At 64.9% G+C, this 25,940-nt stretch carries 25 protein-coding genes; 22 read left to right on the top strand and 3 right to left on the bottom strand.

The features are described 5' to 3' along the window. The first annotated feature begins 61 nt into the window (after positions 1-61). On the top strand, positions 62-841 hold the full coding sequence (locus ACA027_RS00530; protein ID WP_370680466.1) for an IclR family transcriptional regulator: 780 nt from the start codon (positions 62-64) through the stop codon (positions 839-841). 36 nt (positions 842-877) lie between these two features. Here the strand turns inward: ACA027_RS00530 and ACA027_RS00525 are convergent, their stop codons facing one another. Beyond that, positions 878-1,630, bottom strand: coding sequence for a GntR family transcriptional regulator (locus tag ACA027_RS00525; protein WP_370680465.1), 753 nt, complete (start codon positions 1,628-1,630; stop codon positions 878-880). 2 nt (positions 1,631-1,632) lie between these two features. Next, the gene (locus ACA027_RS00520; protein WP_370680464.1) at positions 1,633-3,345 is read right to left on the bottom strand and encodes a sigma 54-interacting transcriptional regulator; all 1,713 of its coding nucleotides are present in this window, start codon (positions 3,343-3,345) and stop codon (positions 1,633-1,635) included. A 306-nt stretch (positions 3,346-3,651) separates the two neighbouring features. Here ACA027_RS00520 and ACA027_RS00515 point away from each other — a divergent pair, with 306 nt between their 5' ends. The 10 genes from ACA027_RS00515 (at position 3,652) to ACA027_RS00470 (ending at position 11,232) form a co-directional block, all read left to right on the top strand. Further along, positions 3,652-3,843 (top strand): phenol hydroxylase subunit, encoded by a 192-nt coding sequence (locus tag ACA027_RS00515; protein ID WP_370680463.1) that lies wholly within the window; start codon positions 3,652-3,654, stop codon positions 3,841-3,843. 47 nt (positions 3,844-3,890) lie between these two features. Further along, the gene (locus tag ACA027_RS00510; RefSeq protein WP_370680462.1) at positions 3,891-4,883 is read left to right on the top strand and encodes an aromatic/alkene monooxygenase hydroxylase subunit beta; all 993 of its coding nucleotides are present in this window, start codon (positions 3,891-3,893) and stop codon (positions 4,881-4,883) included. Between the two features lie 16 nt (positions 4,884-4,899). Beyond that, a complete protein-coding gene (locus ACA027_RS00505; protein ID WP_370680461.1) occupies positions 4,900-5,193 on the top strand; it encodes an MmoB/DmpM family protein in 294 nt (97 codons plus the stop codon). 53 nt (positions 5,194-5,246) lie between these two features. Next, positions 5,247-6,833 carry an aromatic/alkene/methane monooxygenase hydroxylase/oxygenase subunit alpha gene (locus tag ACA027_RS00500; protein WP_370680460.1) on the top strand — a complete coding sequence of 529 codons (1,587 nt, stop codon included), beginning with the start codon at positions 5,247-5,249 and terminating at the stop codon, positions 6,831-6,833. After that, positions 6,830-7,186 (top strand): phenol hydroxylase subunit P4, encoded by a 357-nt coding sequence (locus ACA027_RS00495; RefSeq protein ID WP_370680459.1) that lies wholly within the window; start codon positions 6,830-6,832, stop codon positions 7,184-7,186. The genes ACA027_RS00500 and ACA027_RS00495 overlap by 4 nt, the downstream gene beginning before the upstream one ends. Before the next feature lie 65 nt (positions 7,187-7,251). Then, entirely contained in the window at positions 7,252-8,325 is a 1,074-nt protein-coding gene (locus ACA027_RS00490) for an NADH:ubiquinone reductase (Na(+)-transporting) subunit F (RefSeq protein ID WP_370680458.1), read from the top strand. A 7-nt stretch (positions 8,326-8,332) separates the two neighbouring features. Continuing rightward, positions 8,333-8,722, top strand: coding sequence for a 2Fe-2S iron-sulfur cluster-binding protein (locus ACA027_RS00485; RefSeq protein WP_370680457.1), 390 nt, complete (start codon positions 8,333-8,335; stop codon positions 8,720-8,722). 11 nt (positions 8,723-8,733) lie between these two features. Beyond that, entirely contained in the window at positions 8,734-9,678 is a 945-nt protein-coding gene (locus ACA027_RS00480; RefSeq protein ID WP_370680456.1) for a catechol 2,3-dioxygenase, read from the top strand. Positions 9,679-9,877: 199 nt separating this feature from the next. After that, a complete protein-coding gene (locus ACA027_RS00475) occupies positions 9,878-10,768 on the top strand; it encodes a transporter (RefSeq protein ID WP_370680455.1) in 891 nt (296 codons plus the stop codon). Between the two features lie 11 nt (positions 10,769-10,779). After that, positions 10,780-11,232, top strand: a complete 453-nt coding sequence (locus tag ACA027_RS00470; protein ID WP_370680454.1) for a heme-binding protein — start codon at positions 10,780-10,782, stop codon at positions 11,230-11,232. Between the two features lie 22 nt (positions 11,233-11,254). On the opposite strand, the gene ACA027_RS00465 is transcribed toward ACA027_RS00470, so the two are convergent. Continuing rightward, a complete protein-coding gene (locus ACA027_RS00465) occupies positions 11,255-12,157 on the bottom strand; it encodes a LysR substrate-binding domain-containing protein (protein ID WP_370680453.1) in 903 nt (300 codons plus the stop codon). 112 nt (positions 12,158-12,269) lie between these two features. On the opposite strand from ACA027_RS00465, the gene ACA027_RS00460 reads away from it, so the two are divergent. From ACA027_RS00460 to ACA027_RS00410, 11 genes are all read left to right on the top strand, one after another. Continuing rightward, positions 12,270-13,724: a 2-hydroxymuconic semialdehyde dehydrogenase gene (locus ACA027_RS00460; RefSeq protein ID WP_370680452.1), complete on the top strand. Its 1,455-nt coding sequence runs from the start codon at positions 12,270-12,272 to the stop codon at positions 13,722-13,724. Positions 13,725-13,922: 198 nt separating this feature from the next. Continuing rightward, entirely contained in the window at positions 13,923-14,705 is a 783-nt protein-coding gene (gene dmpE, locus ACA027_RS00455) for a 2-oxopent-4-enoate hydratase (protein ID WP_370680451.1), read from the top strand. 170 nt (positions 14,706-14,875) lie between these two features. After that, positions 14,876-15,787, top strand: coding sequence for an acetaldehyde dehydrogenase AphF (aphF, locus tag ACA027_RS00450; RefSeq protein ID WP_370680450.1), 912 nt, complete (start codon positions 14,876-14,878; stop codon positions 15,785-15,787). Positions 15,788-15,799: 12 nt separating this feature from the next. Next, on the top strand, positions 15,800-16,837 hold the full coding sequence (gene aphG, locus ACA027_RS00445) for a 4-hydroxy-2-oxovalerate aldolase AphG (RefSeq protein ID WP_370680449.1): 1,038 nt from the start codon (positions 15,800-15,802) through the stop codon (positions 16,835-16,837). Positions 16,838-16,904: 67 nt separating this feature from the next. Continuing rightward, positions 16,905-18,263 carry a methyl-accepting chemotaxis protein gene (locus ACA027_RS00440; protein ID WP_370680448.1) on the top strand — a complete coding sequence of 453 codons (1,359 nt, stop codon included), beginning with the start codon at positions 16,905-16,907 and terminating at the stop codon, positions 18,261-18,263. A 78-nt stretch (positions 18,264-18,341) separates the two neighbouring features. Further along, positions 18,342-19,133: a 2-oxo-3-hexenedioate decarboxylase gene (dmpH, locus tag ACA027_RS00435; RefSeq protein ID WP_370680447.1), complete on the top strand. Its 792-nt coding sequence runs from the start codon at positions 18,342-18,344 to the stop codon at positions 19,131-19,133. Between the two features lie 329 nt (positions 19,134-19,462). Next, complete coding sequence (locus ACA027_RS00430; protein WP_370680446.1) at positions 19,463-20,443, top strand: Bug family tripartite tricarboxylate transporter substrate binding protein; 981 nt, start codon at positions 19,463-19,465, stop codon at positions 20,441-20,443. Between the two features lie 223 nt (positions 20,444-20,666). Further along, on the top strand, positions 20,667-20,858 hold the full coding sequence (locus tag ACA027_RS00425; RefSeq protein WP_370680445.1) for a 2-hydroxymuconate tautomerase: 192 nt from the start codon (positions 20,667-20,669) through the stop codon (positions 20,856-20,858). A 578-nt stretch (positions 20,859-21,436) separates the two neighbouring features. Further along, entirely contained in the window at positions 21,437-22,729 is a 1,293-nt protein-coding gene (locus ACA027_RS00420) for a solute carrier family 23 protein (protein ID WP_370680444.1), read from the top strand. A gap of 322 nt (positions 22,730-23,051) precedes the next feature. Then, the gene (locus tag ACA027_RS00415) at positions 23,052-24,566 is read left to right on the top strand and encodes an acetyl-CoA hydrolase/transferase family protein (RefSeq protein WP_370680443.1); all 1,515 of its coding nucleotides are present in this window, start codon (positions 23,052-23,054) and stop codon (positions 24,564-24,566) included. Between the two features lie 238 nt (positions 24,567-24,804). Further along, positions 24,805-25,923: an efflux RND transporter periplasmic adaptor subunit gene (locus tag ACA027_RS00410; protein ID WP_370680442.1), complete on the top strand. Its 1,119-nt coding sequence runs from the start codon at positions 24,805-24,807 to the stop codon at positions 25,921-25,923. Positions 25,924-25,940 lie beyond the last annotated feature (17 nt).

Raw genomic sequence — 25,940 nt, 5'->3', positions numbered from 1 at the left:
GGTCTGCATTCTTCGCAAGAAGGCGCCGCCTACAATCGCTTTTTCCATCAGGTGGACAAACATGGCAACGGTGGTGCTGGAACGCACATTGCGCATCCTCGATCAGCTCTCGCGCTACGACGCGCGCGGCCAGTCGCTGTCGGAGCTGGCGCGCCAGTCCGGCATTCCCCATGCCACCGTGCACCGGCTGCTGCAGGATTTGCTGGCCGCACGCCTGGTGGCCCGCGAGCCCGATGGCCGCGGCTATGTGCTGGGGCGGCTGGCCTTTGAATACGGCCTGGCCGCGCGCAGCCGCCACGATGTGGCCGGCCTGTTCACTCCCAACCTGGAGCGGCTGACGGCCGCCACCGGCTACGCGGCCTATTTGTTTGTGCGCAGCGGCACCGAGGCCGTGTGCTATGCCCACACCGCCACGCGCCGCCCCGATGCCCCCCTCACCGTCACCGTGGGCGGCCGCCGCCCGCTGGGCGTGGGCGCCGCCGGCCTGGCCCTGCTGGCGGCACAGGATGACGCCCTGGTGGAGCAGGCCCTGGCACAGCATGCCGAGGTGCTGGGCCGCTACGGCGGCCTCACTGCACCGCGGCTGCGCGAGCTGCTGGAGCAGACCCGCACCCTGGGCTATGCGCGCAGCGGCGGCTGTTTGAACACCAACACCGCCGCCGTGGGCCACACGGCCTGCGACGCCGCCGGCCAGGCCTTTGCGGCCATCAGCCTGTCCACCACCCAGGCCCGCCTCACCCACCGCGAGGCCGCGCGCCTGGATGGCCTGCTGCGCGCAGAAATCGCCGACATCACGCCGCGGATTCACTTTCACTGGAGCGACAGCGCGGCCCTGCGCTGAAGCGCTTGGCAAAGCGGGCAGGCGCGCAATGTCTGCTCAATCCTCCCCTTCCTGCACCCTCCCCGGCAACACCAGCTTGCCCTCCCGCATGGCTTGCAGCAGCAGGTGAGGGGTGGTGCAGATATGGGCTTCCAGGGCCAGAGCCGCACGCGCCTCCTGGCCGGCCATGGCCAGTTCAAAGATCTCGGTGTGCTCGGCATGCACATCGCGCGTCAGCGATGGCAGGCCCATGGCGTAGCAGCGGTAGCGCTCGCTGTGGCGCGCGAGCACGCGCAACACCTTGACCGTCCACTGCGATGCATGACCGGCCAGCAGGCTGTCGTGAAAGCGCACGTTCAAGGCCTCCCATTGGCGCCGATTCTCGCTGGACAGGGGCTGCTCGGCCGCAGAAAGCTCCTCGTAGCTGGCCTGCAGCTGGGCGCGCCAGGCCGCATCGCCATGGCGTATGGATTCGCGCAGGGCATGGGTTTCGATGTGCACGCGCAGGCGGGTGATGTCCTGCAGATCGTCCATGGCGATGGGCGAGACGCGAAAGCCGCGCTGGCCTTCGGCAGTGACCAGGGCGTCGCTGACCAGGCGCGTCAAAGCCTCGCGCAGCGTGCCCGCACCCACACCATAGGCCTGGCGCAAATGCTCTATGCGCAGCTTGCTGCCGGGCAGCAGCTGGCCTTCGATGATGTCGGTGCGCAGCTGCGCATAGGTTTGCTCGGTCAGGGTGCGCGATGCGCCGCCATCCGGAGCGTCGATGTCTGCATGCAGCAGCTGCTGTACAAAGGATTTTTTGGCCATGCTCACTCTCTTGAATCGGTAGCGCCTTCGCTGCGTTCTCTGATGCGCGAGAGCCGGTAGCTGAGCTGGGGACGTGTCATGCCCAGGGCACGGGCTGCGGCCGCGAGATTGCCACCCGCGCGGCGCACGGCCTCTTGCAGCAGGCCGTCTTCCAGCGCCTCCAGGGACAAGCCCTGGTTTTGCATGCTGTCATAGAGGCTGGCCGTGCGCGGGTCGCCGTCCACGCTGCATGCCTGGGCCAAATGGCCCTGGGCGTCGATGGTGGTCTGGCCGTTGTCCGTCCATTGGGGGAACAGACAGGCCACATCGATGAGCTCGCCAGGCGGCGTGAGAATGAGACCGCGCTCCACCAGGTTCTCCAGCTCGCGCACATTGCCGGGCCAGCTGTGGCCGCGCAACGCGGTCAGCGCACGGTCGCTGAGGCCCGCAACGGGCTTGCCATGCAGGGCCGAATATTTCTGCAGCAAATGCATGGCCAGCAGCTCGATGTCGTCCACGCGCTCGCGCAGCGCCGGGATGTGGATGGGGTAGACGTTGAGGCGGTAGAGCAGGTCGCGCCGAAAGCGGCCCTGCTCCACGGCTTTTTCCAGATCGACGTTGGTGGCCGCAATCACGCGCACATCGACCTGGGTGCTGCGGTGGCCGCCCAGGCGCTCCACCTCGCCACTTTGCAGCACGCGCAGCAGCTTGGCCTGGGCAGCCAGGGGCAGCTCCCCCAACTCGTCCAGCATCAGCGTGCCGCCATGGGCACGTTCAAAGCGGCCTATGCGCGTGGCCGTGGCACCGGTGAACGCGCCTTTCTCGGCACCGAACAGCTCACTCTCAATGAGGTCTGCAGGCAGGGCCGCGCAGTTCACCGCCACAAAGGGTTTGTCGGCCCGGGGGCTCATAGCGTGCAGGGCGCGTGCAAAGCGCTCCTTGCCCACGCCAGTCTCGCCGGTGAGCAACACCGTGACCTGGGTGGGCGCGGCCTTGGACAGCAGCTCCAGTGCGCCCTGGAAGGCCCGCGAATGCCCCAGCAGCGGCCCCTGGTTGTCGCTGGGGGCCAGCCCGGTGCGCAAGGCCTCGACCTGGGACTGCAGCTCATCCAGGCGGACCAGCATGGAGTCGGGGTCGTAGTCGCGCGCGATCTGCTCGCCATCGGGCCACTCATGCTGAAAACGGCCTTCTATGCGGCAGTGCTCATGCCCACAGGTGGCGCATTGCATTTCCTTGAAAAAAACGGGGCGGCGGAAAAAAGCGCTGGAATAACCCGAGGCATAGCCCAGCAGCATCCAGCAGGAAGGCTGGTCCTGCGGCCCCCACTCGCGCAAATGGATTTCCGCTTCCCAGCTGTGCTCCCAGCGCACCACGCAGCGAAAGCGGCCGGCCTCTTCATCGGCCTCGAAGATTTCCGGCGTGGCGCGCACCGCGCCCTCCAAGCGGTGCAGCTGGGGGCCCACGGCAAACATCTCGAACAGGCTGGCCGTGGGCCGGATCTGGCGGGCCAGCAGCGCATCGCGCTCGCCTGCGGCATAGCCGGCGCGCAGCAGCAAGCGCCGCGTGTGGTCGGGCCCCATGGTGTTCATCATCTCGCGGCGCAAGGCATGCAGCGAGGCCAGATGCAAAAGCAGCATGCGCTGGCCCGAGAGCCAGATCAGCCCGTCTTCGGTGGAAAAACGGACCAGGCTGCGCAAGTCGGCATCGGAGGGCAGGGCGGGAATGGGCTGTGACATTTCCAAACTATCGATAAAACCATGCATCCCGGCTAGAGGATTGACCCGCATCAAACGCATTGTTCGGGCAGCAATCAGTTCATGAATTGCGAACCCCCAGCCTTGGGTGTTGATGATTTGATCATGCTGCACTGCATTAGGCGAAGGGACTGCGGCACCCAATCCCTAGGGTTTGCCCGAAACCTGGCACGCCAAAGCGCGCGGCCAAGCGCACAAATTTAGGGAGTAACCCTAGATTTATCGATATTCCAGCGATCTGGCATGGGCCGTGCAACAGCTAGGCCAACAACCCGCCAGGAGCCCCGCATGGAAACACCCCACCTCGACCTTCCCGTCTGCGACCTCACACGCCGCTCGGTGCGCGTGCTGCAAAAGCGTGCCAATGGCTTTGTGGACTTCGAGTTTTCCGTGGGCTGGCCCGAGCTCACGGTGGAACTCGCCATGACCGAGGCCGACTTCCAGGCCTTCTGCCACACCCAGAAAGCCACCGTGCTCTGAGGCGGCCACCCGCTTTCGCATCCCACGACCACACAGGAGACAAGCCCATGAACATCGAGCTTTCGGCGCGCGAAATACAGCCGCTGCGCAACACCTTTGCCCGCGTGGCGGCCTACACGGGGGACAAGCCCGCGTCGCGCTATCTGGAGGCCACGCTGGGCGTGCAGCCCACACACCACTTCCACTACCGGCCGCTGTGGGAGCCCGAGTTCGAGCTGTTCGACACCGGCCGCACCGCGATCCGCATGGCCGACTGGAATGCACTGCGCGATCCGCGCCAGTACTACTACGCCACCTGGACCATGGCCCGCGCCAAGCAGCAGGAAGCCGTGGAGGCCAGCTACCAGTTCGTGGAGTCGCGCGGCCTGGCCGGCAAGATGCCCGACGGCCTGCGCGCCAAGGTCTGCGAGGTGCTGATGCCGCTGCGCCATGTGGCCTGGGGCGGCAATATGAACAACAGCCAGATCTGCTCGCGCGGCTACGGCACGCCCTTCACGGCCCCGGCCATGATGCATGCCATGGACCACCTGGGCGTGGCCCAGTACCTCACGCGCCTGGGCTTGGTCATGGACGAGCCCGGTGTGCTGGAAGCCGGCAAGAACGACTGGATGCAGCACCCGGCCTGGCAGCCGCTGCGCCATCTGGTCGAAGACCTGCTGGTGGTGCAAGACCCCATGGAGCTGTTCGTGGCCCAGAACATGGCCCTGGACGGCCTGCTGTACCCGCTGATCTACAGCCATTTCGTGGACGACGACGTGGCCGTCCAGGGCGGAACGGCCGTGGCCATGCTCACCTCCTTCATGCCCGAGTGGCATGCCGAGACCGCGCGCTGGATCGATGCCGTGGTCAAGGTCGCCGCCGCCGAATCCGACGCCAACCGCGCCCAGCTCTCACGCTGGTACCTGGCCCATGCCGACCATGCCGGCGTGGCCCTGGCCCCTGTGGCCGAACTCGCCCTGGGCGAACGCGGCGCCACCGCGCTGAACGAAGTCCGCCAAAGCCTGGATGCCCGTGCCCGCAAGGCCGGCCTCGATATCTGAGCGCAGGAAGTTGCAAATGAACCAAGCTAGCAGCCCCACGGTTTCCAAGGTGTTCATCGCCTTTCAGGACAACGAGGAATCGCGCCCTGTGGTGGACGCCATCCTCGCCGACAACCCCCATGCCCAGGCCGTGCACTCGCCGGGTCTCGTGAAGATCGACGCCCCGGGCCGCCTGGTCATACGCCGCGCCAGCATCGAAGAGCAGACCGGCCGCCCCTACGAGCTGCAGCAGATCCAGATCAACCTGGTCACGCTGTCCGGCCATGTGGATGAGGACGACGACGAGTTCTCCCTCAGCTGGAACCACTAAGCACGGCTCGCACAGCGCAGGCCATCACCCATCACGCCATCCAAGGAGACACCATGGACGCACCCGTAATCAAGAAAAAGCTGGGCCTCAAGGACCGCTACACCGCCATGACTCGCGGCCTGGGCTGGGAGACCACCTACCAGCCCATGGACAAGGTCTTCCCCTATGACAAGTTCGAGGGCATCAAGATCCACGACTGGGACAAGTGGGAAGACCCCTTCCGCCTGACCATGGACGCCTACTGGAAGTACCAGGGCGAAAAAGAGAAAAAGCTCTACGCCGTCATCGAGGCCTTTGCCCAAAACAACGGCCAGCTCGGCGTGGCCGACGCACGCTACATCAACGCGCTCAAGCTGTTCATCCAGGGCGTGGTGCCGCTGGAGTACTACGCCCACCGTGGCTTTGCGCACGCGGGCCGCCACTTCACCGGCCCCGGCGCACGCGTGGCGGCGCAGATGCAGTCCATTGACGAGCTGCGCCATTTCCAGACCGAAACCCATGCGCTGTCGAACTACAACAAGTACTTCAACGGCATGCACAGCTCCACCCACTGGTTCGACCGGGTCTGGTATCTGTCCGTGCCCAAGTCCTTCTTCGAAGACGCGCTGAGTGCCGGCCCCTTCGAGTTCCTCACGGCCGTGAGCTTCTCGTTCGAATATGTGCTCACCAACCTGCTGTTCGTGCCCTTTATGTCGGGGGCAGCGCACAACGGCGATCTGTCCACCGTGACCTTTGGCTTCTCGGCGCAAAGCGATGAGTCGCGCCACATGACGCTGGGCATCGAATGCATCAAGTTCATGCTGGAGCAGGACCCGGGCAACGTGCCCATCGTGCAACGCTGGATCGATAAATGGTTCTGGCGCGGCTACCGCGTGCTGACCCTGGTGGCCATGATGCAGGACTACATGCTGCCCAAGCGTGTGATGAGCTGGAAGGAAGCCTGGGAGATGTACGCCGAGGAAAACGGCGGCGCCCTGTTCCGCGACCTGGCGCGCTACGGCATCCGCGAGCCCGAGGGCTGGAAGCAGGCCTGCGAAGGCAAGGATCACATCAGCCACCAGGCCTGGAACATCTTCTACAACTACACGGCGGCCGCGCCCTTCCACACCTGGGTGCCCGGCGAGCAGGAGATGCAGTGGCTGTCCGAGAAATACCCGGACACCTTCGACAAGCACTACCGCCCCCGCCTGGAGCACTACCGTGCCGAGCAGCAGGCCGGCAAGCGCTTTTACAGCAAGACCCTGCCCATGCTGTGCACCACCTGCCAGATCCCCATGGGCTTCACCGAGCCTGGCGACGCCACCAAGATCTGCTATCGCGAGTCGGACTACGAAGGCAGCAAATACCACTTCTGCAGCGACGGCTGCAAGCATGTGTTCGACCACGAGCCCGAAAAATACGTGCAGTCCTGGCTGCCCGTGCACCAGATCTACCAGGGCAATTGCTTCAAGCCCGATGTCGACCCCACGGCCGAAGGCTTTGATCCGCTGGCCGCCGTGCTGGACTGGTACGGCCTGCAGTTTGGCCGTGACAACCTCGACTTCGAAGGGTCGGAGGACCAGCGCCACTTCGCGGCCTGGCGCGGCGATCCACCGCCGCCCTCCGCTTCCGCCAACGCCAGCCAGGAGGCCCAGCCATGAGCGTCATCGCACTCCAGCCCTACCGCTTTCCCGCCAAGGATGTGCGCGAGAACTTTCCTGCGCCCCTGCTCTACATCGGCTGGGAAGACCACCTGATGTTCTGCTCGCCCGTGGCCCTTCCGCTGCCCGCCGACATGCCTTTCGGTGCCTTGCCCCAGGCCGTGCTGCCCGGTGTCTATGGCGCACACCCCGACTTTGCCCGCATCGACTGGAGCGCGGTGCAGTGGTTCAAGTCGGGCCAGCCCTGGTCACCCGATCCCTCCAAATCGCTGGAGGACAACGGCCTGACACACAAGGACGTGATCCGCTTTCGGACGCCGGGCCTGACCGGTATCCAGGGGTCTTGTAGCTGAAAACGGGGCAGCGCTCACGGCAGCACTTCGGTCGTTGCCGTGAGACAGAGCAAGAGCGAGACGATATGAGCTATCAACTGACGTTAGAACCCCTGGGCACCTCCATTGAAGTGGAGGAAGGCCAGACCCTGCTGGACGCCGCGCTGCGCCAAGGCATTTACATTCCCCATGCCTGCGGCCATGGTCTGTGCGGCACCTGCAAGGTCCAGGTCTGCGACGGCGAGGTCGACCACGGCGCGGCCAATCCCTTTGCGCTGATGGACATGGAGCGCGATGACGGCATGACGCTGGCCTGCTGCGCCACGCTGCAGTCCGATGCCACCATCGAGGCCGACTTCGAGGACGAGCCCGACGCGCAAATCATTCCCATGCGCGACTTTGCCGCCACCGTGGTGCGCATCGTCGATCTCACCCCCACCATCAAGGCCTTGCACCTGCGTCTGGACCAGACTATGCGCTACCAGGCCGGCCAGTATGTGCAGCTGCAGATACCGGGACTGGATGCCGAGCAGGGCAGCTCGCGCGCCTTCTCCATTGCCAATGCGCCCGGTGCCGACGGTTGTGCCCAGGAGATCGAGCTGAATGTGCGCCTGGTGCCGGGCGGTGCAGGCACGACCTGGCTGCACCAATCATTGAGCGAAGGCGACCGCCTGCAGCTGGCCGGGCCTTACGGCCGTTTCTTTGTGCGCCATTCGGCACGCCAGCCCATGGTCTTCATGGCCGGAGGCTCGGGACTGTCCAGCCCGCGCGCCATGATTTTGGAGCTGCTGGCCAGCGGCTGCGAACAGCCCATCACCCTGGTCTACGGCCAGCGCTCACGCGAGGAGCTGTACTACGACAGCGAGTTCCGCGCCCTGGCCGCGCAGCACCCGCATTTCACCTATATCCCTGCCCTCTCGGGCGAGGACTGCGGTGATTGGCAAGGCGCACGCGGCTTTGTGCACGAGGCCGCACAAGCCCATTTCGCCAGCGGCTTTGCGGGCTGCAAGGCCTATTTGTGCGGCCCGCCGCCCATGGTCGAGGCCTGTATTTCCACCCTCATGCAGGGCCGGCTTTTCGAGCGCGACATCTACACCGAGAAATTCCTCTCGGCCGCCGATGTGCAAGGCGCACGCAGCCCACTGTTCAGGCGCGTGTGAGATGGCTATGGCTGGCCCATTCCCTCCCACGAGCCGCGTGCAGGTGCGCATAGAGCAAACCGGCGACAGCTATGCCTGCGGCACCGAGGAAAGCCTGCTGTCTGGCATGTTGCGCCTGGGGCGCAAAGGCATTCCCGTGGGCTGCATCAACGGCGGCTGCGGAGTCTGCAAGGTGCGCGTGCTCCAGGGCGCGGTGCGCCACCTGGGCCCCGTGAGCTGCGCCCATGTGAGCGATCAGGAGCGCGACCAGGGCTACACCCTGGCCTGCCGCGTGGCCCCGCTGGAAGCCGTGTGCCTGGAAGTCACCCAGCGCCTGCGCAAACCTTTTTTTCTGGGAGCGCCACCACCACGCGCTTCCTCAAGCCCCACAACCCACGACACACCAACAACCAACTGAAGGAGACAAACATGGGTGTAATGCGAATCGGCCACGCCAATCTGCGCGTGATGGACATGGATGCCGCGCTCAAGCACTACGAGAACGTGCTGGGCATGAAGGTCACGCTGCGCGACGCGGCGGGCAATGTCTATCTCAAGTGCTGGGACGAATGGGACAAGTACTCCCTCATCCTCACGCAAAGCGACCGCGCAGGCCTCAACCATGTGGCCTACAAGGTCCAGAACGATGCCGACCTCGACAACCTGCAGGCACGCATCGAAGCCTGGGGGGTGAAGACCACCATGCTGCCCGAAGGCAGCCAGCCCACGGTGGGCCGCATGCTGCAGTTCAATCTGCCCAGCGGCCATGAAATGCGCCTGTACGCCAAGAAGGAATGTGTGGGCACGGATGTGGGCTCCCTGAACCCCGATCCCTGGCCCGATGGCCTCAAGGGCGCGGGTGCGCACTGGATAGACCACTGCCTGCTGATGTGCGAGATGAACCCCGAGGCGGGCATCAACACCGTGGAGGACAACACCCGCTTCATGGCCGAGTGCCTGGACTTCTTCCTGACCGAGCAGATTCTGGTGGGCCCCGAAGGCACTATGCAGGCCGCAACCTGGATGGCGCGCTCCACCACGCCGCACGACATCGCCTTTGTGGGCGGCCCCACCTCGGGCCTGCACCACATCGCCTTCTTCCTGGACTCCTGGCACGACGTGCTCAAGGCCGCCGACGTCATGGCCAAGAACAAGGTGCGCATCGACGTGGCCCCCACGCGCCACGGCATCACGCGCGGCGAGACGATTTACTTCTTCGACCCCAGCGGCAACCGCAACGAAACCTTTGCCGGCCTGGGCTATCTGGCCCAGCCCGATCGCCCCGTGACCACCTGGAGCGAGGACCGTCTGGGAAGCGGCATTTTCTATCACACGGGTGAGCTCGTGGCTTCGTTCACGGATGTGTACACCTGAAAGGGAACACCCCCTGAGTCGCTTCGCGCCTTCCCCCCGCTCTCGCACCGCTGCGCGCTGCGGGCAGGGGGACGCTGCCAGCGCTGCGGGGCGGCCCTTGCGCGGCAGCCCTGATATGGGCCGCGCCAGTTTTTGGCGCAGCGCCCCTGCACAGCCCCATGGACCCCGAGACATCTGTGAACCCACAAGAAAGATAGAAATGAACCACAAGATTGCATCTGCTGCCCTGGCCCTGTTGGGCACGCTGGCAGCCACGGCCGTGCAGGCCGAAGGCCATTACGTTCCCGGTGTGGAGGGCATGCAAGGCCCCAGCGTGCCGCCGCCCGGCATGTACTACCTGGGCTATATGGTGAACTACAACATCAATGACTTCCGCGCGCCGGGGAGCAGTGACAACCTGCCCGGCCACAACCGTGGAACCGTGACGGCCCTGGCCAACCGCTTTGTCTGGATCACCAACTACAAGCTGCTGGGCGCCGACTACGGCATGGAAGCCATCGTGCCGGTAATGCGCACCTCGCTCACGGTGAATGCCGCCGGCATTTCCGACAGCCGCTCGGGTGTGGGCGACGTCTACCTGGGCCCCCTGGTCCTGGGCTGGCACGGCCCGCAGTGGGACGCCGTGGCCGGTGCCGGTATCTGGCTGGATACGGCCAGCAGCCGCGATCCGGCCTCACCGGGCAAGGGCTACAAAAGCACCATGCTCACCGGCGGTCTGACCTATTACTTCGACGCGGCCAAGACCATTTCGGCCTCGGGCCTGATGCGCTTCGAGCGCAACGGCAAGAACGATATGGGCTTTCGCAATGGCAACCAGGTCACGCTGGAATGGGGTCTGGGCAAAAGTTTCGGCGCTGTGCAAGCCGGCATCGTGGGCTATAGCCAATGGCAGATCAGCGATGACAAAGGCCCGGGCACAACGAGCAAGCATTCCGCGCGCCACGCCGTGGGGGCCGAGCTGGTCTACCCGGTGCCGGGTGCGGGCGTGTTCCTCAAGGGCGCGGTCTACAAGGAAGTGAGCGCCACGGCCGGCACAGGTGCCCTGCCCAAGGGGTCGCTGGTGCGCTTCACCTTGGTAAAAGCTTTTTGAGGAGGCCTGCCATGCCGGACTCCCTGATGGCTTCCCAACCCGTGATCCGCACCGAAGCCGCCTTGCGTGCCGTGGGTGCGGCCGTGGCCAAGGCCGTGGAATTGGGCGTGCATGTCAACGTGGCCGTGGTGGATGCGGCCGGGGTGCAGGCCGCGTTTGTGCGCATGACGGGTGCTCCCCTGCATTCCATGGACATTGCCACGGACAAGGCCTATACGGCCGTGAGCTTTGGCCTGGCCACGGGCCAGTGGCATGAGGCCCTGGCCCAGCATTCGCCAGCCGTGCGCCAGGGCCTGGCCCTGCGTCCACGCTTTGTGGGCTTTGGTGGCGGGCTGCCCATGGTGGTGGACGGCGCACGCATTGGCGGTATCGGGGTGTCCGGTGGCAGCGAGCAGCAGGACGAGATCATTGCAGGCGCCGGTCTGCAGGCCCTGGGCCTGGGCAAGGACCAGCAAGGTGGCTGAAACCTGGCGTCTGCCTACCCTTTCAGGTCGAGGCTTTGTCCTGGCCTGGAAAGGTGCGCACCACGTCCAGAAAGGCCGCCAGCAGCGGCGATGCATCGTCGCTGCGGTACAGGCAGCTGAGCTCGATGTCGCGCAAATGGCGCGAGCGCAGCGGCCGGTATTCCACACCCGGCAGGCGCAGGCTGGTGGCCGAGCGCGTGGTGATGCAGGCACCAAACCCGCCCGCCACCAAGGCCACGCAGGTCAGCACATCTTCCACGGACTGGGCCACGTTCAGGCGCAGGCCCTCGCGGTGGAAGGCATTGCTGACCTCCTGGGCCAGACCGTGCAGCGAGAGATTGGGGTAGAGGATCATGGGCTCGTTGTCGAGCTCGGACAGCGCCACCTCCTCGCGCGCGCACAGCCTGTGCGTGGCCGGCAGGCCCACGACCAGGGCCTCCTTGAGCACGGTCTGCACGCCTATGCCTGGCTCGGCGGGCACCAGACGGTTGAAGCCAATGGTGATTCTGCGTTCGCGCAGCGCCTGCAGCTGCTCGTCCTTGGTCAGGTTGTGCAGCTCGATGCGCACCTCCGGCCTGGCCTGGTGAAACGCGGCCAGCAGGCGCGGAATCACATCCAGCACGCCGGAACCAAAAATCCCCACATCCAGCTGTCCCGTCAGCCCCTGACCGGCTCTTTGCGTGCGCTCGCGGGCGCGCTGGGCCAGCGACAGGATGTTGGGCACCTCGTCCAGCAAGGCCTGGCCGGCCGCGGTCAGCTCCACGCCCTTGGGCGTGCGCACAAACAGGCTGGTGCCCAGCGCTTCTTCTATGCCCCGTATCTGGCGCGTCAGCGGCGGCTGGGCCATGTGCAGCCGGGCCGCGGCCCGGCCGAAATGCAGCTCCTCGGCGAGCGCCAAAAAGTACTTCATCTGCCTCAAGTCCATGGGGCGGCTCCTTCATACCTTGCAGGTATTGATTTTAGAAAATTCAGTATTGGACAGTATTGAACACCGTATTTATCGTTGCTGCAAAAGCATGCGTGACAGGAAAGAAACCATGAAAGACATCCAGAACTTCATCAACGGCGCCTACGTGGCCACGGGGCGCAGCTTCGACAAGCACTCTCCGCTCACGGGCCAGGTCATTGCCAAGGTGCATGAGGCCGGCCGCAGCGAAGTCGATGCCGCCGTGGCCGCCGCGCGCGCCGCATTGAACGGCCCCTGGGGCCGCATGAGCGTGGCCGAACGCGTGGAAAAGCTCTATGCCGTGGCCGATGGCATCAACCGCCGCTTCGAGGAATTCCTGGCCGCCGAATGCGCGGACACGGGCAAGCCGCGCAGCGTGGCCAGCCATATCGACATCCCGCGCGGCGCGGCCAACTTCAAGATCTTTGCCGACGTGGTCAAGAACGTGCCCACGGAGTTCTTCGAGATGGCCACCCCCGATGGGCGCGGTGCCATCAACTACGGCCATCGCGGCCCCGTGGGCGTGGTCGGGGTGATCTGCCCCTGGAACCTGCCCCTGCTGCTGATGACATGGAAGGTAGGCCCGGCCCTGGCCTGCGGCAACACCGTGGTGGTCAAGCCATCGGAAGAATCGCCACAGACCGCAGCCCTGCTGGGTGAAGTGATGAACGAGGCCGGCATTCCGCCCGGTGTGTACAACGTGGTCCATGGCTTTGGCCCGGGCTCGGCGGGTGAGTTCGTCACCAGCCACCCCGGCGTGGATGCCATCACCTTCACCGGAGAGACGCGCACGGGTGAAGCCATCATGAAGGCGGCGGCCAAGGGCGCACGCCCCGTGAGCCTGGAGATGGGGGGCAAGAACGCCGCCATTGTCTTTGCCGATTGCGACTTCGATGCCGCCATCGAAGGCACGTTGCGCTCGGCCTTTGTCAACAGCGGCCAGGTCTGCCTGGGCACGGAGCGCGTCTATGTGGAACGCCCCCTCTACGAGCGCTTTGTGGCCGAGCTGAAAAAGCAGGTCGAGGGCTGGAAGATCGGCCTGCCCGAAGACGCCGACACCAAGCTGGGCCCGCTGATCAGCAAGGAACACCAGGCCAAGGTGCTGTCGTATTACCAGCTGGCAGTGGAAGAAGGCGCCACCGTGGTCACGGGTGGCGGCGTGCCCGATATGGGCGCCCAGCATGCGGGCGGTGCCTGGGTGCAGCCCACGATCTGGACGGGCCTGCCCGAGACGGCACGCGTCATCAAGGAAGAGATCTTCGGCCCCTGCTGCCATATCGCCCCCTTCGATACCGAAGAAGAGGTGCTGACCAAAGCCAACGACAACGAATACGGCCTGTCCTGCGCCATCTGGACGCGCGACCTGGCCCGCGCCCACCGCACGGCCCAGCGCATGCAGGTCGGCCTGTCCTGGGTCAACAGCTGGTTCTTGCGCGATCTGCGCACGCCATTTGGTGGCTCCAAGCAATCGGGCATAGGCCGCGAGGGCGGCGTGCATTCGCTGGAGTTCTATACCGAGCTGAAGAACGTTTGCATCAAGCTTTGACCCCCTGAGCGGCTGCGCCGCTTCCCCCTCTCTGGCGCTACGCGCCGGAGGGGGACGACACCGGCGCGGCGGGGCGGGGCGGCCCTCGCGCGATGTCTCTGAGTTGGGGTGCGCTGGTTCAAGCGCTGCGCCCTGGCCAGGGGCCTGAGTTGCCAGCATCACGACTTTTCCCTTCTTTGTTTTTTGTGAGCCTTTCCTATGAACACTGAACTGCAGCACTCCCTGGGCGACGAGCTGTATGCGGCCCTGCGCGAATGCAAGGTGGTCGAGCCTTTGACCAACCGCCATCCCGACATCAGCATCGATGACGCCTACGCCATACAGCAGCGCATGCTGGCGCGTCGCCTGGAGGCCGGTGAGCGCGTGGTGGGCAAAAAAATCGGCGTCACCTCCAAGGCCGTGATGGACATGCTGGGCGTGTTTCAGCCCGACTTTGGCTGGCTCACCGATGGCATGGTCTTCAACGAGGGCGAGGCCGTGCCGGCGAGCAGCCTGATACAGCCCAAGGCCGAGGGAGAGATCGCCTTTTTGCTCAAGAAAACCCTCAAAGGTCCGGGCGTGACGGCTGCCGATGTGCTGGCTGCCACCGAGGGCGTGGTGGCCTGCTTCGAGATCGTCGACTCCCGCATCCGTGACTGGAAGATCAAGATCCAGGACACGGTGGCCGACAACGCCAGCTGCGGCGTCTTTGTGCTGGGCGATCGCCTGGTCGACCCGCGTGATGTGGATCTGGGCACCTGCGGCATGGTGCTGGAGAAAAACGGCGAGATCGTGGCCACGGGCGCAGGCCGCGCAGCCCTGGGCCACCCTGCCAATGCCGTGGCCTGGCTGGCCAACACCCTGGGTGCCCACGGCATCGCACTGGAGGCCGGCGAAGTCGTGCTCTCCGGCTCGCTGGCCGCCATGGTGCCGGTCAAGGCCGGGGACAACCTGCGCGTTTCCATCGGCGGCATCGGCGGTTGTTCCGTACGGTTCATATGACCCCCTGAGTCGCTTCGCGCCTTCCCCCTGAAATAGGGAGACAGAGGGACGATGCCCTCGCTGCGGGGCGGCGCGGCCGGCGTAGGCCCTTGCTCGGCGTCTCTGACCTAGAGCGCGCCGGTATCCGAGGCTGCTGGCCAGCCTAAGAAATTCCTGAGGAGACAAAAGAGATGAAAAAAATCAAATGCGCGCTGATAGGGCCGGGCAATATCGGCACCGATCTGCTGGCCAAGCTGCAGCGCAGCCCCGTGCTGGAGCCGGTGTGGATGGTGGGCATAGACCCCGATTCCGATGGTTTGAAGCGGGCGCGTGAAATGGGCATCAAGACCACGGCCGAGGGCGTGGATGGACTGCTGCCGCATATGCAGGCCGATGGCGTGCAAATCGTGTTCGACGCCACCAGCGCCTATGTCCATGCCGAGAACTCGCGCAAGGTCAACGAACAGGGCGCACTGATGATCGACCTCACACCTGCAGCCATAGGCCCTTTCTGCGTACCCCCGGTCAACCTCATGCAGCACCTGGGCAGCGGCGCCATGAATGTGAACATGGTCACCTGCGGGGGCCAGGCCACCATCCCCATGGTGGCAGCGGTGAGCCGCGTGCAGGCCGTGGCCTATGGCGAGATCGTGGCCACCGTGTCCTCCAAGTCCGTGGGGCCGGGCACGCGCAAGAACATTGACGAATTCACGCGCACCACGGCAGGTGCGGTGGAGAAGGTGGGCGGCGCCAAAAAAGGCAAGGCCATCATCGTCATCAACCCGGCCGAACCCCCTTTGATGATGCGCGACACCGTGCATTGCCTGACCGAGGACGCGCCCGACCAGACCGCCATCACGGCCTCCATCCACCAGATGCTGGCCGAGGTGCAGAAATACGTGCCCGGCTACCGCCTGGTCAACGGCCCGGTGTTTGACGGCAAGCGCGTCTCCGTCTTCCTGGAGGTCGAAGGTCTGGGCGACTACCTGCCCAAGTACGCGGGCAATCTGGACATCATGACCGCCGCCGCCGCGCGCACGGCCGAGATGTTTGCCGAACAAATGCTGGCCGGCAAGCTCACGCTGGCTCCCGTGGCCGCCTGAAGGAGACAAGACATGACGACACTCAAAGGCAAGAAGATCACCGTCCACGACATGACGCTGCGTGACGGCATGCACCCCAAGCGCCATTTGATGACGCTGGAACAGATGAAAAGCGTGGCCCAGGGCCTGGATGCGGCCGGCGTGCCACTGATCGAGGTCACGCATGGCGACGGCCTGGGCGGCGCCTCGGTGAACTACGGCTTCCCCGCACACAGCGACGAGGAATACCTGTCCACCGTGATCCCGCTGATGAAACAGGCCAAGGTTTCGGCTCTGCTGCTGCCCGGCATTGGCACCGTCGACCACCTGCAGATGGCGCATGCGCTGGGCGTGTCCACCATCCGCGTGGCCACACATTGCACCGAGGCCGATGTCAGCGAGCAGCACATCACCCAGGCACGCAAGCTGGGCATGGACACCGTGGGCTTTTTGATGATGGCGCATATGAACAGCGCCCAGGGCCTGGTCACGCAGGCCAAGCTCATGGAAAGCTATGGCGCCAACTGCATCTATGTGACCGACTCGGCAGGCTATCTGCTGCCCGACCAGGTCAAGGAACGCATTGCCGCCGTGCGCGCCGCACTCAAGCCCGAGACCGAGCTGGGTTTTCACGGCCACCACAACCTGGCCATGGGCGTGGCGAACTCCATCGCTGCCGTGGAGGCCGGCGCCAACCGCATCGATGCTGCGGCTGCGGGCCTGGGCGCCGGGGCGGGCAACACGCCCATGGAAGTGCTGGTGGCCGTATGCGACCGCATGGGGATTCAGACCGGCGTCGATGTCTGGAAGATCCAGGATGTGGCCGAAGACCTGGTCGTGCCGCTGATGGACTTCCCCATCCGCGTGGACCGCGACGCGCTGACCCTGGGCTATGCCGGCGTGTACGGCAGCTTTTTGCTGTTCGCCAAGCGGGCCGAGAAGAAGTACGGCATTCCCGCACGCGATCTGCTGGTCGAACTGGGCCGGCGCGGCATGGTCGGCGGCCAGGAAGACATGATCGAAGACACGGCGCTGACCATGGCCCGTGCGCGCGGTCTGCAGGTCGCCTGAAGGCACGGCCATGGCACGGGTGCTTGCTGCGATTTCTGCACTCCTCCTGGCCTCTCTGGCATGGCCTGTGTGGCCTGTGCCATGGGCCTGGTTGCGTGAGGCAGCCCTGCTGGGCCTGGTGCTGCTGTGTCTGGCCGCACTGGCCAGCTGGGGTGGCCCGCGTACGCGGCGCACGCGCGCTGTGGCCCAGGCGCTGGCCCGGGTGGACCGGCATGCGCAGGACGTGGCGGTCAACAACGCCAGCATGATGTCCTCGTTCACGCGGGTGGTGGCCTTCTCACGCGAGCAGGCCGGCACGCTGACCGGCTTGCGTGAAGGCGTGGATGCGCTGGCACGCAGCGTGGACACGGTGGCCGAATCCGCCACCACCACCTGCGGCGAGGTCGACTCCATGCACGAACTGGCCGTGCGCGGCGATGGTTTGCTGCGCGAGACCTCGCAGCGCATTGCGTCCTTGGCCGAGTCCGCCGATGGACTGGAGTCGCGCTTTCGCGAAGTGCGCCAGCACACCGAGAGCATCGAGGACATCGTCGCCATGATCCAGAACGTGGCCATGCAGACCAATCTGCTGTCGCTGAACGCGGCCATTGAAGCGGCGCGGGCCGGTGAGCAGGGACGCGGGTTCTCGGTGGTTGCGGGCGAGGTGCGCAAGCTCGCCGCCCGCACACGAGAGGCCACGGAGCAGATCCGCCAGATGATTCTGGGCATCACCGCCAGCACAGCGGCGGCAGACCAGTTTTTGCAGACCGTGCTGCAGGACATACAGGGCAGCGTGCAACGCACCCAGGACACGGGCCAGGCGCTAGCAGACATCCGCGAGCGCTCCAGCCGCACGCGGGAAGCGGCCAGTGACATGGCCGCCGCTGCCCAGACCCAGGGCGGCCTGAGCCAGCGTTTGATCCGCGACGCCGACGCCCTGTCTTCGGCGGCCCGGCAGTCCGTGGAATGGGTGGGGCAGAGCAACGGGCAGCTGCGCGTGGTGCAGGGCCTGATCGGCCAGCTCAAGCACGAGACATCGGAGCTGGTGCCCACGCGCCGTGCCGTGGATGTCTTTGCGGACTGCATAGAGGAAATGCGCGCCTGCAACATCCTGGTGATGAATGCCGATGCCTTCAGCGAGGTGGCGCCCGTGGTCGAACGCATCACCGCCATCGACCAGTTGGTGGACGCGCACTGGGCCCGCAGCCCGCAAGCAGGTGTCGCAGCCCAGGAATTCGCTTCCGCCCTGCAGGCGTACCGGGAGGCACGCGATGGGGTGCTGGCCCTGGCCCGCAGCGAAGACTTTGACGAAGTCCGCCGCCGGGTACCGCAGCAGGTGCGGCCCGCCTATGACCGGGTCAAGGCTGCGCTGACCCAGCTGAGCACAGCGCCCCCACAGGCCAGAACAGGCACATGGCTGCGCCGCAGCGCCGAGGTGGCGGCATGAGCACCGCCGCAGCGCAGCGCCAGCTGTGCTGATCCAACGACCAGCACATCCATTTTTTTCTTTATTCGGGAGCACAACATGGCACTTTCCCCCTCCACCATTGAACAACTGGCCGAACACCTGGAGACCTGCGAGCTGCAGGCCCACGACACCTTGAAGATCACCGACTCCCACCCCGACATGGATTGGGATGACGCCTACGCCATTCAGGCCGCCATCCTGGCGCGCAAGCTGGCACGCGGCGCACGCGTGGTGGGCCTCAAGGCCGGGCTGACCTCGCACGCCAAGATGAAGCAAATGGGCGTCACCGATCCGGTGTTCGGCTTTCTGGTGGACTACTTCAGCGTTCCCGATGGCGGCACGGTCAAGACCTCGGAGCTGATCCACCCCAAGGTGGAGCCCGAGATCGCCTTTGTGCTCAAACATGCGCTCAAGGGCCCGGGCTGCCATATCGGCGCCGTGCTGGCCGCCACCGACTTTGTGATGCCAGGCATCGAGGTCATCGACAGCCGCTACCGCGACTTCAAGTTCGACCTCAAGAGCGTGGTGGCCGACAACACCTCTGCCTCGCGCTTTGTGGTGGGCGGCCAGCCCCTGCGCCCCGATGCCGTGGACCTGCGTACCGTGGGCCTGGTGCTGGAGAAAAACGGCCAGCCCGTGGCCATGGGCGCGGGTGCGGCGGTGCTGGGCCATCCGGCAGCGGCCATTGCCATGCTGGCCAACCACCTGGGCCGCCGTGGCCAGGAAATTCCGGCGGGCAGCCTGATTTTGTCGGGCGGCGCCACCGAGGCCGTGGCCGTAGCCGCTGGCGACCATGTCTGTTTGCGCGTGCAGGGTATGGGTAGTACCTCGATTCAGTTCACCCCCTGAGTCGCTTCGCGCCTTCCCCCTGAAAGGGGGACGACAGCTTCGCGGCGGGGCGGCCCTTGCTCGCTGTCCCTGACCTTGGGCTGTGCCGGTTTTGAAGGTCCCGCACCAGGCTTGGAGGCGTTTTGGATTTGAGCCAGAGCGGGCTTGGGAAATCCAGTGGGCACCAGAAGTTCCCCCACAACGGCAAGACAGCGCTTCAGGCTAGGCGCTGGCCCGCAGACAGTACTTTGGTACGGCAAGGGCCGGCAACAACGCATGAAGCGCTGTGTTGCCGCCTCCAAACGATTCATCCAAGCAGGATTTTTTAAAAACAAAAACGGAGACAAAGCATGCAAAGAAGAGAGTGGATGGCTGCGGCGGCCCTGGCCGCCATGGGCATGGGCCTGCCGGGCCGTGTCCTGGCCCAGGCGGCCTACCCCACGCGCCCGGTGCGCATGATCGTGCCGTTTCCGGCCGGCGGGCCCACCGATGTGATGGCGCGCGCGGCCGCCAAGGCCATGGCCAACAAGCTGGGCCAGCCCTTTGTGGTGGAGAACAAGGCGGGGGCCGGCGGCAACATCGGCACGGACGCCGTGGCCAAGGCCGTGGCCGACGGCTACACCATTGGCCTGACGGCCATCAGCAGCCTGGCCATTGCGCCCCACCTCTACAGCAGCATGCCCTTTGATGTGGAGAAGGACTTGCGCCCCATCTCGCTGGTGGGCACCACGCCTTGCGCGCTGGTGGTCCACCCGGGCGCCCCGTTCTCCGACCTCAAGGGCATGGTGGCCTATGCCAAGGCCCACCCCGGCAAGGTGAATTACGCGACCTCGGGCATCGGTACCAGCAACCACCTGGCCGCCGAGCTGCTGCAGTCCGTGGCCGGCATCCAGCTCACCAATGTGCCCTACAAGGGCTCCAGCCAGATCGTGCCCGACCTGCTGTCCGGCACGGTGATGATGAGCATGGAAAGCTCGCTGGTGACCACCTTGCAGCACATCAAGGCCGGCAAGCTGCGCGCCATTGCCGTGACCTCGCCCCAGCGCTCCAAGGCCTTGCCCGATGTGCCCACGGTGGCCGAGTCGGGCTACCCCGGTTTTGAGGTGGAGACCTGGTTTGGCCTGGTGGCCCCGGCCGCCACGCCCCAGGCCGTGATCACCAAGGTCCACGAGGCCTGGGTGGCTGCGGCCAAGACGGGCGAGGTGCAACAGGCCTTTGACAACATCTCGGGCAATCTGCGCGCCAACACGCCCCAGCAGTTCGCGGAGTTCATCCGCGCGGAGAACAAGCGCTGGGGTGACTTGATTCGCAAGTTGGGAATAAAAGCCTGATCCCCCTGGGTCGCCTGCGGCGCCTTCCCCTGAAACAGGGAGACAAGGGGGCGACAGCTTCGCGGCGGGGCGGCTCTTGCGCGCTGTCCCTGGCTTTGGGCAGTGCCGGTTCTTGGCGCTGCGCCTCTTGCCTTGCTCCCTCGCCCCTTCGGGGAGAGGGTTGGGGTGAGGGGGCAAGCCAACGCAGCGCAATCGATAACTACTGACGGAAAAAGGAAGTTCTATGCCATTCGCACAAATCTACATGCTGGAAGGCCGCAGCGAGGAGCAGAAAAAAGCGGTGATCGAGAAGGTCACGCAGGCCCTGGTCGAGGCCGTGGGTGCGCCCGTGGCCAATGTGCGTGTCTGGATACAGGACGTGCCCAAGGAGAACTGGGGCATTGCCGGCGTGAGCGCCAAAGACCTGGGGCGCTGAACAGCCCTTGGGCTGCCTTCGGCGCCATCCCGGCGCTGCGGGCCGCCTCTTGCGGGGCAAGCATGGGCCGCAGGCGTTGGCCGGGAGCATCATCAAATCACATAGCAGCCATCGCTTTTACCTACTGGATTTCAGATGCATTAATACCTGAAACCATTGCTGCATATGCGTAAGCAGCTATCACTATTGCATTCCCCATGCGGGGCAAATCGGGACATGCCCGAGATGCAGAGACCGGCGTCCGCAATTCGTCCTCCGCTCCAGGGCGATTGCCTAGGAGCATGTTGACGATCTCCTCGCGGCGCGCCAGTGTCTTTGCGGGATGAGATACAAGGCGCAATACCGCAGCAATAGCCGCGCTATTGCGAGGATTCGCAACACAGTAGACCGCCCGCAAAGGCACTGGCCCACAGGGTTGGAGCGAAATCGGGCGATTTCTTCGCGCTGTGGCTTGCTTGCACACGGGTGCAAGCTGCGCCCCATCAGCTCGAACGCATCCCGATTGCGCTCCAACGCGCCTGCGTAGAGATCGTCAACATGCTCTAACATCGCGCCAGTTTTTTACGGAGTACTCCACCATGGGAATGTTTTCCTGGACTGAAAAGTCCCCCGCCGTCCTGCAAGGCGGCGGCGTTATCGGCCCTGATGAGCGCCTGCCCTGGGCCCAGACCGGCCTGATGGGCATACAGCACGTGATCGCCATGTTCGGCTCCACCGTGCTGGCACCCATCTTGATGGGCTTCGACCCGAATCTGGCCGTGCTCATGAGCGGCATTGGCACACTGATCTTCTTCCTCATCACCGGCGGCAAGGTGCCCAGCTACCTGGGCTCGTCCTTTGCCTTCATCGGCGTGGTGATTGCCGCCACGGCCTATGCCGGCAAGGGGCCAAACGCCAATATCGGCGTGGCCCTGGGCGGCATCATTGCCTGCGGCGCGGTGTACACGGTGATCGGCTTCATCGTCCAGGCGATCGGCACCAACTGGATCGAGCGCTTCATGCCGCCGGTGGTCACCGGTGCGGTGGTGGCCATCATCGGTCTGAACCTGGCCGCCATTCCCGTCAAGAACATGGCGGCCAACAACTTCGAGGCCTGGATGCAGGCCCTGACCTTTGTCTCCGTGGCCCTGGTAGCAGTGTTCACCAAGGGCATGTTGCAGCGTTTGTTGATCCTGGTCGGCCTGATCGTGGCCAGCATTCTGTATGGCGTTTTCACCAATGTGCTGGGTCTGGGCAAGCCCATCGACCTGAGCGGCGTGATGAACGCGGCCTGGTTCGGCGTGCCCACCTTCCATGCTCCGGTGTTCAGCGCCAATGCCATGCTGCTGATCGTGCCCGTGGTCATCATCCTGGTGGCCGAGAACCTGGGCCACATCAAGGCCGTGACGGCCATGACGGGCAAGAACATCGACCAGTACATGGGCCGGGCCTTTATCGGTGACGGTGTGGCCACCATGGTCTCCGGCGCGGCCGGCGGCACGGGCGTGACCACCTATGCCGAAAACATCGGCGTGATGGCCGCTACCCGCATCTACTCCACGGCCGTGTTCTTCTGCGCCGCCGTGCTGGCCGTGCTGCTGGGCTTTTCGCCCAAGTTCGGCGCCCTGATCCAGGCCATTCCGCTGCCGGTCATGGGCGGGGTCTCCATCGTCGTCTTCGGCCTGATCGCCGTGGCCGGTGCCAAGATCTGGGTGGACAACAAGGTGGACTTTTCGGACACCAAGAACCTGATCGTGGCCGCCATCACCCTGATTCTGGGCACGGGCGAATTCACGCTGAAGTTCGGTGACTTCGCCCTGGGCGGCATCGGAACCGCCACCTTTGGCGCCATCATTTTGTACGCCCTGCTCAACACCCAGCGCAAGGCTTAGAACAGGCTCTTCAGCACATCGCGCCGGCCCATCCGGCCCCCAACCCGCAGGCAAAACCTGCGGGTTTTTTTCTGCCTGGGCGCTCGAAGGCCGGCACGGCCTGTGTGGATACGGCGATTTACTGCAGCGCAGCATGAAAACCGCACCGCATTGCAAGCATTCACTCCCTCTGAAGACAAGTTAAATCAGCAGCCTGACGCACCCCCTCTGTTATTAAGCAAAAACCCTAGGTTGCGGGATAACGCTGATACCATTTCCCATGGAGATCTATAAGAGCCGCCCATGCAGGCGGCTTGTTTTTTGCAAAGTTGGAGAAACCCCGATGACACTGGCAGACCGCGTCCGCTTCCCAGAATTCCAAACGCGCATCATGTCGGCCGAGGCCGCTGCGGCCCTGATCCCCCATGGCGTGAACGTCGGCATGAGCGGCTTTACCGGCGCCGGCTACCCCAAGGCCCTGCCCCAGGCCATTGCCGCCCGCGCCAAGGCCGAGCATGCCCAAGGCAAGCCCTACAAGATCAATGTCTGGACCGGTGCCTCCACCGCTGCCGAATGCGACGGCGTGATGGCTGAAGCCCAGGCCCTGGGCCAGCGCCTGCCCTTCAATACCGACCCCATCACGCGCAAGGCCGTGAACGCGGGCGAGATTGACTTCATCGACATGCACCTGTCCCATGTGGCCCAGCATGCATGGTTCGGCTTTCTGGGCCCCATGCAGGTGGCCGTGGTCGAGGTGCTGGGCGTGACGGCCGATGGCCTCTTGATCCCCTCCACCGCCGTGGGCAACAACAAGACCTGGCTGGAAATCGCCGACAAGGTGATCCTGGAGGTCAACACCAAGCCGCCCGCCAAGATGGAGGGCATGCACGACATCTATTACGGCACGGCCATCCCACCGCGCCGCATGCCCATCAGCATGACCCATGCCGATGACCGCATCGGCCAGCCCTATCTGAAGGTGGACCCGGCCAAGGTGATCGCCGTGGTGGAGACGCACAAGGGCGACCGCGACAACGTGTTTGCCGTGCCCGACGAGACCTCCAACCAGATCGCCTCCTCCATCATCGACTTCCTCTCGCACGAGATGAAGATGGGCCGTTTGCCCAAGGAGATGCTGCCCATACAGTCGGGCGTGGGCAATGTGGCGAATGCCGTGCTGGCCGGCCTGCTGACCGGCCCGTTCGAGAACCTGCTGGGCTTTACCGAGGTGCTGCAGGACGGCATGCTGGATCTGCTGCGCGCCGGCAAGATGAGCCGCGCCTCGGCCACCTCGATCTCGCTGTCCAGCAAGGCCTACCAGGACTTCGAGGACAACATCGACTTCTACCGCGAGCGCATCATCTTGCGCCCGCAGGAGATCTCCAACCACCCCGAGCTGGTGCGCCGCCTGGGCATCATCGCCATGAACTCCATGATCGAGGCCGACATCTACGGCAACATCAACTCCACCCATGTGATGGGCACGGGCATGATGAATGGCATCGGCGGCTCGGGTGACTTTGCGCGCAACGGCTATCTGTCCTTCTTCGTCACGCCCTCGGTGGCCAAGAACGGCGCCATCAGCTGCATCGTGCCCATGTGCTCGCATGTGGACCACACCGAGCACGACACGCAGATCATCGTCACCGAACAAGGCCTGGCCGATTTGCGTGGTCTCTCGCCCAAGCAGCGCGCCAAGGAAATCATCAGCAAGTGCGTCCACCCGGACTACCGCGACCAGCTGCAGGACTACTTTGACCGTGCCCGCAGCCAGGGCGCGCAGCACACGCCGCACATCCTCACCGAGGCTCTGTCCTGGCACCAGCGCTTTATCGACACCGGCGATATGCGCGCCTGAAACACCGGTGGGCGTGGCCACCGACCCGCGCCCACCGGCACAGCAGTCGAACGCTGTCAATACGAAAAAACCGATACACCATTCGGGCTGAAAATTCACTGAAAAAAATCAAAAATTACCAATCGTTAATTCGATTGTCATGCGCATGGCCGAGGCCTCCTCCTAGCATCGCCGGTTTGCGCGTGTGGAAAGGCTAGGTTCCTGTTCCCTCGCTGCTGCAACCCTCGAAAGATCGTTCATGCGTGACCAGGCCGTGCTCTCCCCATCTGCCATCTCCCCCAAACTGCGGCTGCGCAGCACTGCAGCCCTGCTAGCGGCCGCCTTGTGCGCGTTGCCGGCGCTCAGTGAGACCACACCCGTGGTCAAGGTTCAGCCTTCCGCCATGCGCATGCTGGAAGTGGCGGTCGTGCAGGCCCCCGAAAAAGGCCAGGTGATCTGGGCGCCTGCCCATGTGGAGTTCATGCCGGGACAGCTCGATACCGTGGCTTCGCCGCTGCAGGCCCGTGTGGTGACGCTGCATGTGCAGCTGGGCCAGGCCGTCAAGGCCGGCGCACCCCTGGCCACCCTGGTCAGCGCCGAAGCCCTGCGCACCCGCCATGAGGTGCAGGCCGCACGCCTGGCCCTGGGCACGGCCCAGGCCGAATACAAGCGCCACCAGGACATGGTGAACCGTGGCGTGGGCACCGAGGTGGAGCTGCGCGCTGCACAGGCCCATTTCAAGGAAGCAGAGCAGGAGCTGGCGCGCGCCAACGGCACGGCCGCGCTGCTGGGTGGCGACACCGGCGACCGCATTGTGCTGCGCGCACCGCGCGACGGCGTGGTGGCCCAGTTCCAGGCCAATCTGGGCATGCAGGTGGAGCAAGGTGCCGTGCTGTTCGCCGTGGGCAACAGCAAGTCGCTGGGCCTGGTGGCCCATGTGTTTGAAATGGACCTGCCCAACCTCAAGGTGGGCAGCCAGGCCCGCGTGGAGCTGCCGGTGCGCACCGAGCCCGTGCAGGCCAAGGTGATGCAGATCGGCGCCGTGGTGGATGCCGAATCCCGCCGCGCCCCCATTCTGCTGTCGCTGCAAGGCGCCGACGTGCAAGCCAATTTGCGCGCCGGCATGCAGGCCCGCGTGGGCATTGCCGTGGACCGCCCCCCTCAGATGATGGTGCCCATTGGCGCCGTGCTGATCAAGGATGAAAGCCGCACCGTGGTCTTTGTGCAGACCGCCGAGCACAGCTTTGAAGCGCGCCGCGTGGCCCTGGGCCTGCCGGTGCGCGGCTGGGTGCCGGTGATTTCGGGCCTCAAGGACGGCGAGCGCATCGTGGTGCGTGGTGCCCTGATGCTGGACGGTGCTGCCAGCCAGATGCTGTAAGAAAGACGGAAAGCGCC

This window comes from Comamonas sp. GB3 AK4-5, assembly GCF_041320665.1.
Classification (GTDB): Bacteria; Pseudomonadota; Gammaproteobacteria; order Burkholderiales; family Burkholderiaceae_C; genus Comamonas.
Note: the sequence above shows the minus strand (reverse complement) of the source record. Positions and strands in the feature narration are given on the sequence as shown.

Bases quoted from the DNA above. Each gene is read 5' to 3' on its own strand.
- ACA027_RS00510 (WP_370680462.1), top strand. From the start codon at position 3,891: ATGAACATCGAGCTTTCGGCGCGCGAAATACAGCCGCTGCGCAACACC.
- ACA027_RS00410 (WP_370680442.1), top strand. From the start codon at position 24,805: ATGCGTGACCAGGCCGTGCTCTCCCCATCTGCCATCTCCCCCAAACTG.
- ACA027_RS00420 (WP_370680444.1), top strand. From the start codon at position 21,437: ATGGGAATGTTTTCCTGGACTGAAAAGTCCCCCGCCGTCCTGCAAGGC.
- dmpH (WP_370680447.1), top strand. From the start codon at position 18,342: ATGGCACTTTCCCCCTCCACCATTGAACAACTGGCCGAACACCTGGAG.
- ACA027_RS00525 (WP_370680465.1), bottom strand. From the start codon at position 1,630: ATGGCCAAAAAATCCTTTGTACAGCAGCTGCTGCATGCAGACATCGAC.
- ACA027_RS00500 (WP_370680460.1), top strand. From the start codon at position 5,247: ATGGACGCACCCGTAATCAAGAAAAAGCTGGGCCTCAAGGACCGCTAC.
- dmpE (WP_370680451.1), top strand. From the start codon at position 13,923: ATGAACACTGAACTGCAGCACTCCCTGGGCGACGAGCTGTATGCGGCC.
- ACA027_RS00520 (WP_370680464.1), bottom strand. From the start codon at position 3,345: ATGTCACAGCCCATTCCCGCCCTGCCCTCCGATGCCGACTTGCGCAGC.
- ACA027_RS00475 (WP_370680455.1), top strand. From the start codon at position 9,878: ATGAACCACAAGATTGCATCTGCTGCCCTGGCCCTGTTGGGCACGCTG.
- ACA027_RS00480 (WP_370680456.1), top strand. From the start codon at position 8,734: ATGGGTGTAATGCGAATCGGCCACGCCAATCTGCGCGTGATGGACATG.
- ACA027_RS00505 (WP_370680461.1), top strand. From the start codon at position 4,900: ATGAACCAAGCTAGCAGCCCCACGGTTTCCAAGGTGTTCATCGCCTTT.
- ACA027_RS00460 (WP_370680452.1), top strand. From the start codon at position 12,270: ATGAAAGACATCCAGAACTTCATCAACGGCGCCTACGTGGCCACGGGG.
- ACA027_RS00415 (WP_370680443.1), top strand. From the start codon at position 23,052: ATGACACTGGCAGACCGCGTCCGCTTCCCAGAATTCCAAACGCGCATC.
- ACA027_RS00495 (WP_370680459.1), top strand. From the start codon at position 6,830: ATGAGCGTCATCGCACTCCAGCCCTACCGCTTTCCCGCCAAGGATGTG.
- aphF (WP_370680450.1), top strand. From the start codon at position 14,876: ATGAAAAAAATCAAATGCGCGCTGATAGGGCCGGGCAATATCGGCACC.
- aphG (WP_370680449.1), top strand. From the start codon at position 15,800: ATGACGACACTCAAAGGCAAGAAGATCACCGTCCACGACATGACGCTG.
- ACA027_RS00470 (WP_370680454.1), top strand. From the start codon at position 10,780: ATGCCGGACTCCCTGATGGCTTCCCAACCCGTGATCCGCACCGAAGCC.
- ACA027_RS00465 (WP_370680453.1), bottom strand. From the start codon at position 12,157: ATGGACTTGAGGCAGATGAAGTACTTTTTGGCGCTCGCCGAGGAGCTG.
- ACA027_RS00430 (WP_370680446.1), top strand. From the start codon at position 19,463: ATGCAAAGAAGAGAGTGGATGGCTGCGGCGGCCCTGGCCGCCATGGGC.
- ACA027_RS00490 (WP_370680458.1), top strand. From the start codon at position 7,252: ATGAGCTATCAACTGACGTTAGAACCCCTGGGCACCTCCATTGAAGTG.
- ACA027_RS00530 (WP_370680466.1), top strand. From the start codon at position 62: ATGGCAACGGTGGTGCTGGAACGCACATTGCGCATCCTCGATCAGCTC.
- ACA027_RS00485 (WP_370680457.1), top strand. From the start codon at position 8,333: ATGGCTGGCCCATTCCCTCCCACGAGCCGCGTGCAGGTGCGCATAGAG.
- ACA027_RS00425 (WP_370680445.1), top strand. From the start codon at position 20,667: ATGCCATTCGCACAAATCTACATGCTGGAAGGCCGCAGCGAGGAGCAG.
- ACA027_RS00515 (WP_370680463.1), top strand. From the start codon at position 3,652: ATGGAAACACCCCACCTCGACCTTCCCGTCTGCGACCTCACACGCCGC.